10 protein-coding genes are annotated in these 13,832 nt (G+C 60.8%); 4 read left to right on the top strand and 6 right to left on the bottom strand.

The window, feature by feature from the left end; all coding sequences use genetic code 11:
• Positions 1-51: 51 nt before the first annotated feature.
• Positions 52-1,635, bottom strand: coding sequence for a 2-polyprenylphenol 6-hydroxylase (gene ubiB, locus IG616_RS10055; RefSeq protein ID WP_192148026.1), 1,584 nt, complete (start codon positions 1,633-1,635; stop codon positions 52-54).
• 3 nt (positions 1,636-1,638) lie between these two features.
• A complete protein-coding gene (gene ubiE / locus IG616_RS10060; protein WP_192148102.1) occupies positions 1,639-2,388 on the bottom strand; it encodes a bifunctional demethylmenaquinone methyltransferase/2-methoxy-6-polyprenyl-1,4-benzoquinol methylase UbiE in 750 nt (249 codons plus the stop codon).
• Between the two features lie 258 nt (positions 2,389-2,646).
• Between ubiE and mutM the strand changes: the two genes are divergently transcribed.
• The 3 genes from mutM (at position 2,647) to IG616_RS10075 (ending at position 6,734) form a co-directional block, all read left to right on the top strand.
• On the top strand, positions 2,647-3,540 hold the full coding sequence (mutM, locus tag IG616_RS10065; protein WP_192148027.1) for a bifunctional DNA-formamidopyrimidine glycosylase/DNA-(apurinic or apyrimidinic site) lyase: 894 nt from the start codon (positions 2,647-2,649) through the stop codon (positions 3,538-3,540).
• Between the two features lie 112 nt (positions 3,541-3,652).
• The gene (locus IG616_RS10070) at positions 3,653-4,426 is read left to right on the top strand and encodes an enoyl-CoA hydratase (protein WP_192148028.1); all 774 of its coding nucleotides are present in this window, start codon (positions 3,653-3,655) and stop codon (positions 4,424-4,426) included.
• A gap of 289 nt (positions 4,427-4,715) precedes the next feature.
• Complete coding sequence (locus IG616_RS10075) at positions 4,716-6,734, top strand: GGDEF and EAL domain-containing protein (RefSeq protein ID WP_192148029.1); 2,019 nt, start codon at positions 4,716-4,718, stop codon at positions 6,732-6,734.
• 82 nt (positions 6,735-6,816) lie between these two features.
• Here IG616_RS10075 and gyrB read toward each other — a convergent pair whose 3' ends face one another.
• On the bottom strand, positions 6,817-9,249 hold the full coding sequence (gyrB, locus tag IG616_RS10080) for a DNA topoisomerase (ATP-hydrolyzing) subunit B (RefSeq protein ID WP_192148030.1): 2,433 nt from the start codon (positions 9,247-9,249) through the stop codon (positions 6,817-6,819).
• A 253-nt stretch (positions 9,250-9,502) separates the two neighbouring features.
• Here gyrB and IG616_RS10085 point away from each other — a divergent pair, with 253 nt between their 5' ends.
• Positions 9,503-9,682, top strand: a complete 180-nt coding sequence (locus IG616_RS10085) for a hypothetical protein (RefSeq protein WP_192148031.1) — start codon at positions 9,503-9,505, stop codon at positions 9,680-9,682.
• Positions 9,683-9,697: 15 nt separating this feature from the next.
• Here the strand turns inward: IG616_RS10085 and recF are convergent, their stop codons facing one another.
• From recF to dnaA, 3 genes are all read right to left on the bottom strand, one after another.
• Entirely contained in the window at positions 9,698-10,840 is a 1,143-nt protein-coding gene (recF, locus tag IG616_RS10090; RefSeq protein WP_192148032.1) for a DNA replication/repair protein RecF, read from the bottom strand.
• A gap of 33 nt (positions 10,841-10,873) precedes the next feature.
• On the bottom strand, positions 10,874-11,992 hold the full coding sequence (gene dnaN, locus IG616_RS10095) for a DNA polymerase III subunit beta (protein ID WP_192148033.1): 1,119 nt from the start codon (positions 11,990-11,992) through the stop codon (positions 10,874-10,876).
• Between the two features lie 178 nt (positions 11,993-12,170).
• Positions 12,171-13,652, bottom strand: a complete 1,482-nt coding sequence (gene dnaA / locus IG616_RS10100; protein WP_192148034.1) for a chromosomal replication initiator protein DnaA — start codon at positions 13,650-13,652, stop codon at positions 12,171-12,173.
• Positions 13,653-13,832: the final 180 nt, after the last annotated feature.

The following is a 13,832-nucleotide window of genomic DNA, read 5'->3' on the forward strand; positions in this document are numbered from 1 at the left end:
CTCCCGAGACCGGGAGAGGTCGGACCGCAGGTCCGGGTGAGGGTTGAACCGTCAGAGGAACTGCTTTACCGCAATCGCCGCCAAAGACAGCGCAATGATCCAAAGCGCCACGCGGCCTGAACGGGTGTGGCGGGCTTCGGCCTTGCCGATGGCTTCAGCTGTCGCCCTGTCGAAACGCAAGCCGTTCTGGGTCATGCTTTCCAGCTCGTAGGACATGCGGCCGATGCGGTCTGCGAAGATCGGCAGGTCATTGGCGATGCGGAACATTGAGCCCACCAGGCTGCCCGCATCCTTGATCTTGCCGACGGGGCCGAGATTATCGCGGATCCAGGAACCAACCACCGGCTCCGCCGTCTTCCACATATCGAGATGCGGATTGAGGGTCCGGGCAACGCCTTCCACCACGACCATGGTCTTCTGCAGCATGATGAGCTGGGTCTGGGTGCTCATCTCGAAGAGTTCCGTCACCTCGAACAGCTGGGTCAGCAGCCGGGCCATGGAAATTTCGCTGGCGTCATGCCCGTGGATCGGCTCACCAATCGCACGGATCGCCTGGGCGAACATGTCCACATCTTGATCCGCTGGCACATAACCAGCCTCAAAATGCACCTCAGCCACCCGGCGGTAATTGCGCGTGATGAAGCCGAAGAGGATTTCAGCGAGGAACCGGCGCTCGCGCGGACTGAGGCGCCCGGTGATGCCGAAATCGACCGCCACCAGCGTTCCATCCGGCTCCACGAACAGGTTGCCCTGATGCATGTCCGCATGGAAGAAACCATCCCGCAGGGTATGGCGCAGGAAGCTCTGGATTACGTTGGCGCCGAGCGCCTCAAGGTCCATCCCGTCCGCTCTGAGCCCTTCAACGTCCGACATCTTGCGGCCGTCGATCCATTCCATGGTGAGAATGCCCTTGGACGTGCGCAGCCAGTCGACCTGCGGCACGCGGAAGCCCGGATCCTCTGCTGTGTTCTCGGCCATCTCCGAAAGGCCTGCCGCCTCCAGGCGGAAGTCCATTTCCATGGCGACGGACTTGGCGAGCGTATCGACCACAGCCACCGGACGCAGGCGGCGGGACGGTGGATGGAACCGCTCGGCAACCCGCGCCACCAGATAAAAACTCTCCAGATCGCGCTGGAAGCGGCGGGCAACCCCGGGGCGCAGCACCTTGACCGCGACCTTGCGCTCCGTTCCATCACGCGAACGGACGACCGCCGGATGAACCTGGGCAATAGACGCAGCTGCAACAGCTTCGCCGAACTCGACGAAGATCTCTTCCACTGGCTGCTGCAGCTGTTCGGCAACTGCCTTTCGGGCGGCTTCGTGCGAGAAGGGGGGCAGGCTGTCCTGCAGGGAGGACAGTTCGCGGGCCGCTTCCTTGCCGACCACATCTTCGCGGGTCGCCAGAAACTGTCCGAGCTTCACATAGGACGGACCGAGCTTGTTGAGCGCATCGGAAAGACGCGACTGGGCGCTTTTGTCCCGCACGGAGCGGCGTTCCAGCATCCGGGCACAGGCAATCGCGATCCGCGGCCCTGCCGGAAGATCAGGAAGCTGCGCCAGTCCGAACACGCCCTCGCGGGCCATGATGTAACCCGCCCGGGCAAGGCGGATCAGCGGCATCACGGCAAATCCCATGGATCAGAGCTTCCAGCCTGCGTGAAGGGCGGCAATGCCGCCGGAATAGTTGCGGTAGGTCACCCGTTCAAAACCGGCTTCGCGGATCATTTCCGCAAAGCGCTCCTGATGGGGGAACTTGCGGATGGATTCCACGAGATAGCGGTAAGGCTCGCCGTCTCCCGTCACCATCCGGCCAATGGGCGGAATGACGTTGAAGGAGAAGGCGTCATAGACCTTGTCGAGCAGCGGCACATCGACTTCGGAAAATTCCAGGCACAGGAACCGGCCACCGCGCTTGAGCACCCGGTGCGCCTCGCGCAGAGCCTTCGGAATATCCGGCACATTGCGGATGCCAAAGGCGATCGTATAGGCGTCGAAGCTCTTGTCCGGGAAAGGAAGCTCTTCGGCGTTGCCTTGCGAGAAGGTGATGAGGTCCGAGAGCCCTGCTTTTTCCGCCCGGTCCCGCCCGACGGCGAGCATGGATTCATTGATGTCGCAGACGACGGCCTTCACCGTTTCACCGGAGCGGCGCACGACGCGGGTGGAGATGTCACCGGTTCCACCAGCCACATCTAGAAGGGTCCAGGGACGGCCACCAGACTTTGGGGGGGCCAGAACGGACACCATCGCATCCTTCCACACCCGGTGCATGCCGGCGGACATGAGGTCGTTCATGACATCATAGCGCGCCGCAACCTTGTGGAAGACGTCATCGACCAGCGCCTGTTTCTGCCCTTCGCCGACAGTGGTAAAGCCGAAACTGGTCGGCATGTCCTCGGGGGCGCGGCCGGTGCTGCGCGGATTGAACGGTGTGTCCTGAGCCATGATGGTCACTCCTGGGCCGCCGCGGAAGCGGGCGCGCGGCCTGTGGTCTTTCGCACTGCTTTTTCCACGGGAACACAGGCAAGGCAATCCCGAGGTGGTCATTTTGCGGCGGACCATAGTACAAGGTTCGGCCTGACGCCATTCCCGGCGCAGGATCACGCCCATTTGCCGCATCATGAGGCCCGCCGGAAAAGCGAGGATCGAATGCCTGAGTTGCCCGAGGTTGAAACCGTCCGTCGTGGCCTGACCCCGGCCTTCGAAGGTTCCAGAATTGAACGGCTTGATCAGAACCGCCCTGACCTGCGGTTTCCCTTTCCCGAAAATTTCGCTGGCAAGCTGACTGGACGGACGGTTCAAGCCTTGTCCCGGCGCTCAAAATATCTGCTGGCAGATGTCGACACGGGCGACGTGCTGGTGATGCATCTCGGCATGTCCGGCTCCTTCCGGATTGAGGCGGAAGAAGGGGCGCTGGCACCGGGAGAATTCGTGCATGCCCGCTCCAAAGACAGCAAGCATGATCATGTGGTGTTCCATCTCCGCCGTCCGGACGGCGCCCGCGTGCGCGTTCTTTACAACGACCCGCGGCGCTTCGGCTTCATGACCCTCATTCCACGCGCAGAGCTTTCAGGCCATCCTCTCTTCAGCGCGATGGGAATAGAACCACTCGGCAACGAATTGGACGGCAGCCTCATCTCGCGTTTGTTCGAGAACAAGAAGGCACCGCTCAAGGCCGCACTTCTGGACCAGAAGATGATCGCGGGCCTCGGCAACATCTATGTGTGCGAGGCCCTCTGGCGCACTGGCCTCGATCCACGGCGCGCGGCGGGCAGCATCGCGGGCAAAGGCGGAAGGGCGACCGCCAAGACCACCGCCCTCGCCCATCACATCCGCGAAACCCTGCTGGAAGCCATTGAGGCTGGGGGCTCGAGCCTGCGCGATCACACCCAAGCAGACGGCACTCTCGGCTATTTCCAGCACCGCTTCGCGGTCTATGACCGGGAGGGAGAGCCCTGCCGCACGCCGGATTGCCAGGGCACCGTCGAGCGGATCGTTCAGTCCAACCGTTCAACCTTCTTCTGCCCGCGCTGCCAGCACTGAGCGCCGCAGGCATGACGCTACAGCATCATCAAGAAGGTCTGTTGCCAGAGCGGGGCGGGCCGGTTACGCGTAGTGCAGACGAAGCAACAATTCTGGATTGGGAGCGAACCAGATGGGTTACGAGAATATCCGCGTTGAAACACGGGGCCGCGTCGGCCTTGTCACGCTGAACAGGCCTTCCGCCCTGAATGCGCTGAATTCCGCGCTGATTGCCGAGCTGAACACGGCTCTTGGCGGATTTGAGGCAGATGAGAAGATAGGCTGCGTCGTGCTGACCGGGTCCGAGAAGGCCTTTGCCGCAGGTGCGGACATCAAGGAAATGGGCTCCCTGACCTATATGGAAGCCTATCTCAACGACTTCATCACCTCCTGGGACCAGGTCTCGCGCAGCCGCAAGCCGATTATTGCCGCGGTGGCCGGTTACGCCCTTGGCGGCGGCTGCGAGCTGGCCATGATGTGCGATTTCATCATCGCTGCAGATACGGCCAAGTTCGGCCAGCCGGAAATCACCCTCGGCGTCATGCCGGGAGCGGGCGGCACCCAGCGCCTCACCCGCTTTGTCGGCAAGTCCAAGGCCATGGACATGTGCCTGACCGGCCGCATGATGGATGCGGAAGAGGCAGAGCGTTCCGGGCTGGTCAGCCGCGTCGTTCCGGCCGACGAATTGCTTGAAGAGGCAATGAAGGCTGCCGAGAAAATCGCAGGCTTCTCCCTGCCCATCGCCATGATGACCAAGGAAAGCGTGAACCGCTCCTACGAGACCACCCTGGCCGAAGGCGTGCGCTTCGAGCGCCGGGTTTTCCATTCCATGTTCGCAACGGAAGACCAGAAGGAAGGCATGTCCGCTTTCGTGGACAAGCGCAAGCCGCAGTTCAATAACCGTTGACTGTCATTTGACTTCGGCCCCCGGCTATTCCGGGGGCCGCTTTAATACTTTCTATCTTCATTACAAAGATTTGAAATCTTTCAGTTAACCAATCGTTAACCATCACCAACCTTAGACCTGTGGGCAGTTTTCTCAGCTCCTCTTCTCTCAGCACCGGCGTGTTAATTTTCGAATCAACAAGTTGGCGCTGATTTGTGCTTCGTAGCAGCGCTAGAGAATTTCATATCTTTGATGAGAGGGCGGTCTGTTGCAGAACAGTCAACGACCTGCCGCAGGCAATATAGCTCTTTTGGCTTTGCCGGGCGGTGATCTGTTAGCCGGAGCGAGCCGTGCCCTTCTGGAGACGCTCGTCCAGCCGGCGGGACTGGCAAATACAGACGGCACCCTGTTTGCGGCCAATGCTCCGCTGATGCGGCAGCTCGGCCTCAAGACCAGCGACCTTCCTGTTGCCCTCCCCAGGGCGCTTTCTCCGGAAAGCTGGATCAAATGCAAGACGGCTTTTGTAACCGCCTCCAATGGCATGGCCTGTGAGGTGTTCGGGCTTCTTTACGGGTCAGGCGGACAGGCTCTGGGCCCCGGACTCGGCTTCTCCCTTTTGACTGGCCCCGCCGCCACGAACCAGATCCTGCTCATTCAGGCCCTGGATCTGCCGGAAGACACCATGTCCTCCGGCGCATATGCCGCTGCAAATCCCGGAATGTCGCTCGAGCACTTTCCGGAGGACTGGTTCCTGATCAATCCGGAAGACAGCATCGGCGTCATCAATGCCCGCATCACAGGTCTGACCGACTGCCTGGTTTCGCCTGTCCAGCTTGCCGAGTGCGTTCAGGAAGCGCGGAGCGGACGGGCCAGCAGCCTGCTGATCCCGATCCGGACCATTGGCGATGATGGATTGGCCGCCACCGGACAGCACGCCATCGAGGTCCGTTTCATGCCAGGCTCACGCGAACAGGATGCGGAAGGCGCCGTTCTGGCGGTTGCCCGCCATGGTGTCCCCTGCCCGCGCGGCAGTGCCAGGACCGGCAAGGAGGGTGACCTCGATCCGCTCACGGGTCTTCTCAACCGCCGCGCCTTCCTGGAGCAACTCGACGCGGGACTTCAGCAGTCCGGGAGTTCTGAGCTCAAGGATGTCGCTGTTTTCTATCTCGATATCGACGGGTTCAAGACTGTAAACGACCTTGGCGGCCGCACCTCCGGCGATGCCATGCTCAAGCTCGTGGCCGGCGTCATCAAGGATTGCACGCCAGAGAAGGGCGCTGCTGCCCGGATCAACGGCGATGAGTTTGCCCTGTTCGGCCCGATCGATGGCTATGTCGGGGCTCAGGCCATTGCCTTGTCCCTGAGAGATGGCCTCGCTGGACTGCACCTCGACCTTGAGGATCACGCCTTCACCGTTGCCGGCTCCATTGGCGTTTGCATCGTTCCGCCGAGCCAGGCACTGGAAGGCGCAGCGGCAGCCGATGTTCTGAACCATTCGGACCTCTCCTGCCTGCGCAGCAAGCGTGGCAATGTGGGTTCCGTGCAGGTCGAGATGTTCAATGCGTCGGCGGCCAACGGCCATTCAGCGCTCGGCCCCAAGCTGGCCTTCAGCGCCCGTCCTGTTCTGTCCGAGTTCAGGATGGAAGAGCTCGAACTGGCCTCCCAGCCCATCCTCCGTCTTGAGACCATGCGCCCCATCGGCCTGGATGTCGTCCTGAAGCCCCGCTCCGAAGAAGAGGGCCAGGACAACACGTCTCATCAGGAAGACCACCGTTCCAACCAGCAGGCTGTCGCTCTGCTCGACGCCTGGATCGTCGACCAGGCTTTGGATGCGGCAACTGTCGATGAGACCAAGGTCTTCCGCAGTCTGACCATTTCTCAGGCGGCCCTCGAAGACCGGCGGTTTTCAGATCTCCTGCGAAATCGTCTTGCAGGCAATCCGCTGCTTGCCGGCCGTCTCTGCCTGCAGGTGAGCGAGCGGACCTATCTTCGCGCGCCCGGCAGCTCCACGGCCTTCCTGCGCTTTGCGACAGAGCTGGGATGCCAGACCGCCATCGACGATTTCATGGGGCACTGGCCGGTCCTTTCCCGGCTAAGTTGTTTGCGGCTCGACTGGATCCGCCTGTCTTCAGACCTCACACGGACCATGGAAGAGAACTACGGCCAGAGGGTTCTGCTCAAGGGCGTTGTCGGATCCGCGCATGACATTGGCCTGCGCGTCATCGCCAAGGGTCCTGCGAGTGAAAGCCGGATTGCGCTCCTGAACGAACTGGCTGTCGACGCGCTGCAAGGCTGTACAAGACGCCCCGGCATCGCTCTGGAAATCTGACAAAGGCGGCGCCTGACGCCATAGCAAAAAGCCCTCCGGAACAGCGTTCCGGAGGGCTTTTGTCTTGAAGGATCTTGCCAGATCAAACGTCCAGATTGGCCACGCTCAGCGCATTGTCCTGAATGAACTCGCGGCGCGGTTCGACTTCATCACCCATAAGCTTGGTGAAGATGTCGTCGGCGTCGTCCGCCTCGCGGATCTTGACCTGCAGCAGAGAGCGGACATTCGGGTCCAGTGTGGTTTCCCAGAGCTGTTCCGGGTTCATCTCGCCAAGGCCTTTATAGCGCTGCAGCGAAATGCCCTTCTGGCCGAAGCTGAAGATCTGCTGCAGCAGAGCTCGCGGACCGCGGATTTCGCAGGGCACGTCCTTGCGGCGCAGAACCGCAGCCTTGCCGTAAATCTCTTGAAGATGACTGGAATGGGCGTCCAGACGGCGGGCGTCAGACGATCCGAGCAAGGCCATATCGATAACCGCAACTTCGTCCACGCCGCGAACGGTGCGGCGGAAGACGAGTGCACCGTCCTCGCGGACCTCACCGGTCCAGCCCCGTTCAAATTCATCGGCCAGGATATCGAGACGGCGGGCAATATAGGCAGCAGCTTCTGCAGCCTTTTCCGGATCCTGGATCTTCTCGATGTTCAGGGCGCCCGCAATGGCCGCCTGCTCGACAACATCGCGGTTATAGCGCGAATGAAGCCCGTCAAAGATCCCGGCGATCGTCCGTGCCTTTTCAACGACCTCGCGCAGATCCGCCGAGGCGCGCACTTCGCCGCTGGCGAGCGTCAGGGACGTATCTTCCAGACCGGTTGCGATGAGGTAGTTTTCAAGAGCCGCCTGATCCTTCAGATACTGCTCGGACTGACCGCGCTTGACCTTATAGAGCGGCGGCTGCGCGATGTAGATGTAGCCGTTCTCGATCAGCTCCGGCATCTGCCGGAAGAAGAAGGTCAAAAGCAGAGTACGGATGTGAGCGCCGTCGACGTCAGCATCCGTCATGATGATGATCTTGTGGTAGCGCAGCTTTTCGACGTTGAACTCTTCCTTGCCGATACCGGTGCCGAGCGCTGTGATCAGCGTGCCGATTTCGTTGGAAGACAGCATCTTGTCGAAACGGGCGCGCTCCACGTTCAGGATCTTGCCGCGCAGAGGCAGAACGGCCTGGTTCTCGCGATGGCGGCCCTGCTTTGCGGAGCCACCTGCCGAGTCACCCTCGACAAGGAACAGTTCGGCCTTGGAGGCATCCCGCTCCTGGCAATCGGCAAGCTTGCCCGGCAGAGAGGCGATATCCAGAGCGCCTTTGCGGCGGGTCAGTTCGCGTGCCTTGCGGGCAGCTTCACGGGCGGAAGCCGCTTCCACGACCTTGGACACGATCGCTTTCGCCTTGGCAGGGTTTTCTTCCAGCCAGTCGGCCAGTGCCTGGTTGATGGCATTTTCCACCACCGGACGCACTTCGGAAGAGACCAGCTTGTCCTTCGTCTGGGACGAGAACTTCGGATCCGGAACCTTGACAGAAAGAACGCAGGTCAGACCTTCACGGCAATCATCACCGGTCAGAGAGACCTTCTCCTTCTTCATCAGACCCGACGTGTCCGCATAACCGGTCAGCTGGCGGGTCAGAGCGCCGCGGAAACCGGCAAGGTGCGTACCACCGTCGCGCTGGGGAATGTTGTTGGTAAAGCACAGCACCTGCTCATGATAGCTGTCGTTCCACCACATGGAGGCTTCAACCGTGATCCCGTCGCGCTCGGCAACCAGAGTGATCGGCTCCTCCAGAAGCGGATGCTTGGCGCGGTCGAGATAGCGCACGAAAGCTTCGAGACCGCCTTCGTAGAACAGCTCGATCTCCTTCTCTTCCACGCCGCGCTTGTCGGTCAAGAGGATACGGACACCGGAGTTGAGGAACGCCAGCTCGCGGAGGCGATGCTCCAGGGTGGTCAGATCAAAATCGGTCTTGGTGAAGGTTTCCGTCGACGGCAGAAAGGTCACTTCCGTGCCCTTGCGCCCATTGGATGGGCCAACCACCTGCAGCGGTCCTTCGGCATCGCCGTGGCGGAAACGCATGAAATGCTCGTTGCCCGCACGCCAGATGCGCAGCTCAAGCCAGGAAGACAGAGCGTTCACCACCGAAACGCCCACGCCATGCAGGCCGCCGGAGACCTTGTAGGAATTCTGGTCGAATTTACCGCCCGCATGCAGCTGGGTCATGATCACTTCGGCGGCGGAAACGCCTTCTTCCGAGTGCACGTCTGTCGGAATGCCGCGGCCATTATCAGAGACGGTTACAGAGCCATCTGCATTCAGCGCGACCGTCACCCGGTCAGCATAGCCGGCAAGGGCTTCGTCGATAGCATTGTCGACGACCTCATACACCATATGGTGCAGGCCTGAACCATCGTCCGTGTCACCGATGTACATCCCCGGACGCTTGCGGACGGCGTCGAGACCCTTGAGGACCTTGATCGAGTCCGCGCCATATTCGGCCGGTTGATTATCCGTGTTCGATTGATCGGTCATGCGAATCAGATGCTCATTCTTTTAGAGTGTGTCAGTCCGTTATACGGGGTTCCGGGCAGCATTCAACTCAACAGGAGCACCGGGGGAAAACCTTGGAAAACTCTTGGCTTCCCGCGTGGTTGGCCGGGCTCTGCTCCCTCCTCCCGGAGAGGCTCTTTCAGCTCCATTGTTTCAAGAAAACAGAAGCATTAATCGCAAATTAACCACTCAAGCCTCTTCCTGACTTCCGGGGGCACTTTGAAGGACATTGATCATGAATGTCGGAAGTGTTGGAAGTGGGGCAACTGCTCAGCAAATCAGCCGGTTTTCTTCAAACGAAATGAAGGAGGGACCGGGTCCGGACAAGATCAACGACCATGATGCGGATGACCTGGGCGCAGCTTCGGCTCCAGCTCCCAAGGGCACCGGAACGCTCGTTGACATAACCGTCTAAGCCGCCTCACGAAATCTACTCGACCGGGTCGCGCACCGCTATTCCGCCCTGTGCGATCCGGAAGATTTCCCCCCGGTCTGGCAACCCCGCGAACAGGGCCTTGTCCGTTCCGGTCATGAACACCTGCCCGCCCAGCCCCTGCAGCTTGTCGAAAAGGGCCTTGCGCCGGCCCGGATCCAGGTGCGCCGCGACTTCATCCAGCAGCAGAACCGGTTTCATCCCGCTGACCTGCGCTGTCAGCTCCGCATGGGCGAGAACGAGACCGATCAGCAGCGCCTTCTGCTCACCAGTTGAAGATTGAGAAGCCGGCATATCCTTGGCCGCATGCCGGACCTGAAGATCAGACAGATGTGGTCCTGTCAGCGTCCGGCCAGCCGCCCGGTCCCGGCCCCGCCCCTCTTCAAGCCATTCGCGGTAAAGATCTTCCCGGTCGAGTGCGCTCAGACCAACGGTTCCCGTCTCGAAACTCCCCTCAAGGGCCAGTTTCGCTACGGGAAAGGGCAATCCGCTCTCCGCCTGAACCCGCACGGTCTCGCCAAGCAGGCTGACCGTCTCATTACGGGCGATGGACACAGCCGTCCCCAGTTCGGCAACCTGCGTTTCGATGGCAGAGAGATAGGCGGCACTCCCTCCCTGATCGAGCAGCCGGTTCCGCTGACGCAGAGCCTTCTCGAAATCTGCGACCCTGCGGCCGTGACCGGGATCGAGCGACAGGGTCAGGCGGTCCAGAAACCGCCGGCGGTCGCCTGCAGGGCCGGTGAACAGCCCATCCATGGCCGGCACCAGCCAGAGAACACGCATGAAGTCGAGCAAAGCTTCGGAACTGCGCGCATCTTCGCCATCGATACGCACGCGCCTTCCGGCTTCTCCCGGCGTCAGGCCCGTTCCAATCCTTGTGTCGAGATCATTGCGCAGCATGCAGGCCGAAACGCTCCAGCCGCCCGGCCCATCAATACGCGCAACATCCGAGATGACCGCACGGCGCAACCCGCGCCCTGCGGTCAAAAAAGAAATCGCTTCAAGGATATTTGTCTTGCCGATGCCGTTGTCGCCGACAAATGCAACCAGCTGTCCAGTGAAGGCCAGATCGAGGCGTGCGTAGTTCCGGAAGTCGGTCAATGTCAGGCGGGTCAACCCCGCCTGCGTCCAATCAGACATGATACCTCATCCAGAAACGTGCGCCGGTCCGCCTCAGACGCGCATCGGCATCAGGACAAAGATGCAATCATCGATCGTGTTGTCCTGGATCAGCGTCGGGGAACCGGAATCCGCAAGACGGAACAGGGCCGTATCACTGGTGAGCTGATTGGCGATATCCAGGAGGTAACGGGAGTTGAACCCGATCTCAAGCGGCGTGGACTCGTACTCGACGGCCAGTTCTTCCGTCGCACTGCCTGAATCCGGATTGTTGACCGCCAGAACCATCCGGCCCTCGGACAGCGACAGCTTCACCGCACGGCCACGTTCTGATGAAATGGTCGACACACGGTCCACCGCTTCCTTGAACTCATCGCGGTCAACCCGCATTTCCTTGTCATTGCCCTGCGGGATGACGCGGCCATAGTCCGGAAAAGTGCCGTCGATCAGCTTGGACGTCAGCACCACTGCGCCGGTGGTGATGCGGATTTTCGTTTCCGACAGCTCAATCTGCACATTCGCATCCGGCGTCTCCAACAGCTTCTGGATTTCGCCAACCGTCTTGCGCGGCACGATCACGCCCGGCATACCCATGGAACCTGAGGGTGCCGTCACTTCTGCCTGGGCCAGACGGTGGCCGTCGGTTGCAACCGCACGGAAGCGCGGCCCCTTGGCCCCGTCGACCGAATGCATATAGATGCCGTTGAGATAATAACGGGTCTCTTCCGTCGAGATTGCGAACTGTGTGGTATCGATCAGCTTGCGGAACTCGGCGGCCGTCAGCGAGAAGCCGTGGCTGAATTCGCCAGCGGTCAAATCCGGGAAATCGGTTTCCGGCAGCATCTGCAGCGAGAAACGGGACCGCCCTGCCCTGATTTCCAGCGTCGCATTGTCACTGGTGGTTTCCAGAACGACCTGCGAGCCATCCGGCAGCTTGCGCACGATGTCATAGATCATATGGGCCGGAACGGTGGTCGCACCGCCCATTTCCACCATAGCCGGCACGGTTTCCACGATTTCCAGATCAAGGTCCGTCGCCTTGAGCTGCAAAGCACCACCTTCGGCGCGCAGCAGGACGTTCGACAGGATCGGAATGGTGTTACGGCGCTCGACAACCCGGTGTACATGGGTCAGGGACTTGAGGAGGTCGGTCCGCTCGAGGGTCGCTTTCATACGCAATGTCCGTACTTGAGATGTCCGGGAAGACCTCCCGGCGCATGGAACTCTAGGCGCTTCCTCGAAGGGAAGCGGGGTTGAAGACACTGCCCGGAATGGGTTTGAAAAGCAAGAGGGGCGCCCCGAAAGACGCCCCTCTCAAACTGTTAAATTCCCGCAGTAAACCTTTGAAGGCTCACGCGTCGAGCATGCGCTTCAGCAGCTCCAGCTCCTGAGCCAGTGCGTTGTCGGCACGGGCCATTTCCTCGATCTTGCGCACGGCATGAAGCACCGTGGTGTGATCGCGGTTGCCAAAGCGGCGGCCTATTTCCGGCAGGGACCGCGGCGTCATGACCTTTGCCAAATACATGGCGATTTGACGCGGGCGCACGATGGTGCGGGTCCGGCGTGCAGACAGGAGATCCGCCTTGGTCACGTTGTAGTGCTTGGACACAACGCGCTGGATATCCTCGATCTTCACACGGCGCGGCTCGCTGGACCGGATCAGGTCACGGAGGGTCATCTCCGCCATTTCCTGCGTGATCGGCTGATTGGTCAGCTGATTGTGGGCCACGAGGCGGTTCAGCGCACCTTCCAGATCCCGGCCCGACGAGACGACATGGCGCGCCACGAAGTCCAGAACCGTATCCGGCACTTCAAAGTTCGGATAGCTGCGCTGCGCCAGATGAACACGTGCGGACAGGATGTTGCGGCGGAGCGAGAAGTCCGGCTCATGGATGCCGACAACAAGGCCGCCTGACAGGCGTGAGCGGACCCGGTCATCCAGGGTATCCAGTTCCGAAGGGGCGCGGTCGGCCGCCACGATGACCTGACGGGCACCGTCGATCAGCGCATTCAGCGTATGACAGAACTCCTGCTGAACCTGCTTGCCATGCAGGAACTGCATGTCATCGATCAGAAGGAGATCAATCGTGCGCAGGGTTTCCTTGAACGCCAAGGCAGACTGCGCCTTCAGGGCAGACACAAAGCGGTACATGAAGTGCTCGGCGGTGAGGTAAAGCACCTTGCGGCCGGACGCACGCGTCTTCGCGGCAACCGCCTGCATCAGGTGGGTCTTACCCAACCCGACCGAAGCATGCAGATAAAGCGGATTGAACGTCACCGTTCCGCCGGACGCGACCTGACGGGCAGCGGCCAGCGCCAGTCCGTTGGATTCACCTTCGACAAACGTCTCGAACGTGTATTTCGGGTCAAGCGCCGCGCCCTGCAGGATGTCCCTGCTGACCTCGGATACGCTTTCCCCGCGGCCGAGAGCCGCCGTTGCCGCCTGAGCGGCCGCAACCGGATTGCTGTTGTCGGAAAACCCGTCGAGGCGCTGTTCGACCGCTGCGATCTTCGGGCGCTGAGGAGCCGCGATACCGGCCTTGACCGGAGCGGACACCTGCCGCGGGCGCACCGCACCGCGCACAGTCAGCTCGATCTTGTGAACGTTCTCGCATTCACCCTTCCACAGACCCATCAGACGCTCATTGTAGTGGGATTGAATCCACTGCTTGAGAAACCGGGTCGGGACAGACAGGCGCACAGTGCCTTCTGCATGCTCTTCCAAATCAACACGTGCGAACCAGCTGGAAAAGACATCGTCACCAAGTTCCGCGCGGAGCCGCTTTTTCACACGGTTCCAGTGTTCGGAGCCGCTTGTCTCCTGAACCTGCATTTCTTCCGCCTCCTGTTTAAAGAGCGATCCGCCACAGCCGCTCTTTGGCTTAACGCTGCTTTAGCAGCTATTATATGTCCCGAATGGGACGGTTATGAGATCGGCAGGCTTTTGGCCGCCGGTATTTCCCGCAAAGCTGCTGGGTATTAAGACAGGGTCCGGAACACCCTGGTGGCCCTC

Origin of the sequence: Roseibium litorale (assembly GCF_014842915.1) — a bacterium.
GTDB classification, from domain to species: Bacteria; Pseudomonadota; Alphaproteobacteria; order Rhizobiales; family Stappiaceae; genus Roseibium; species Roseibium litorale.

What these genes read in the sequence shown, in the direction of transcription:
- ubiB (WP_192148026.1), bottom strand. Translation starts at nt 1,635, where the DNA reads ATGGGATTTGCCGTGATGCCGCTGATCCGCCTTGCCCGGGCGGGTTAC.
- mutM (WP_192148027.1), top strand. Translation starts at nt 2,647, where the DNA reads ATGCCTGAGTTGCCCGAGGTTGAAACCGTCCGTCGTGGCCTGACCCCG.
- dnaA (WP_192148034.1), bottom strand. Translation starts at nt 13,652, where the DNA reads ATGCAGGTTCAGGAGACAAGCGGCTCCGAACACTGGAACCGTGTGAAA.
- IG616_RS10070 (WP_192148028.1), top strand. Translation starts at nt 3,653, where the DNA reads ATGGGTTACGAGAATATCCGCGTTGAAACACGGGGCCGCGTCGGCCTT.
- recF (WP_192148032.1), bottom strand. Translation starts at nt 10,840, where the DNA reads ATGTCTGATTGGACGCAGGCGGGGTTGACCCGCCTGACATTGACCGAC.
- gyrB (WP_192148030.1), bottom strand. Translation starts at nt 9,249, where the DNA reads ATGACCGATCAATCGAACACGGATAATCAACCGGCCGAATATGGCGCG.
- IG616_RS10085 (WP_192148031.1), top strand. Translation starts at nt 9,503, where the DNA reads ATGAATGTCGGAAGTGTTGGAAGTGGGGCAACTGCTCAGCAAATCAGC.
- dnaN (WP_192148033.1), bottom strand. Translation starts at nt 11,992, where the DNA reads ATGAAAGCGACCCTCGAGCGGACCGACCTCCTCAAGTCCCTGACCCAT.
- ubiE (WP_192148102.1), bottom strand. Translation starts at nt 2,388, where the DNA reads ATGCCGACCAGTTTCGGCTTTACCACTGTCGGCGAAGGGCAGAAACAG.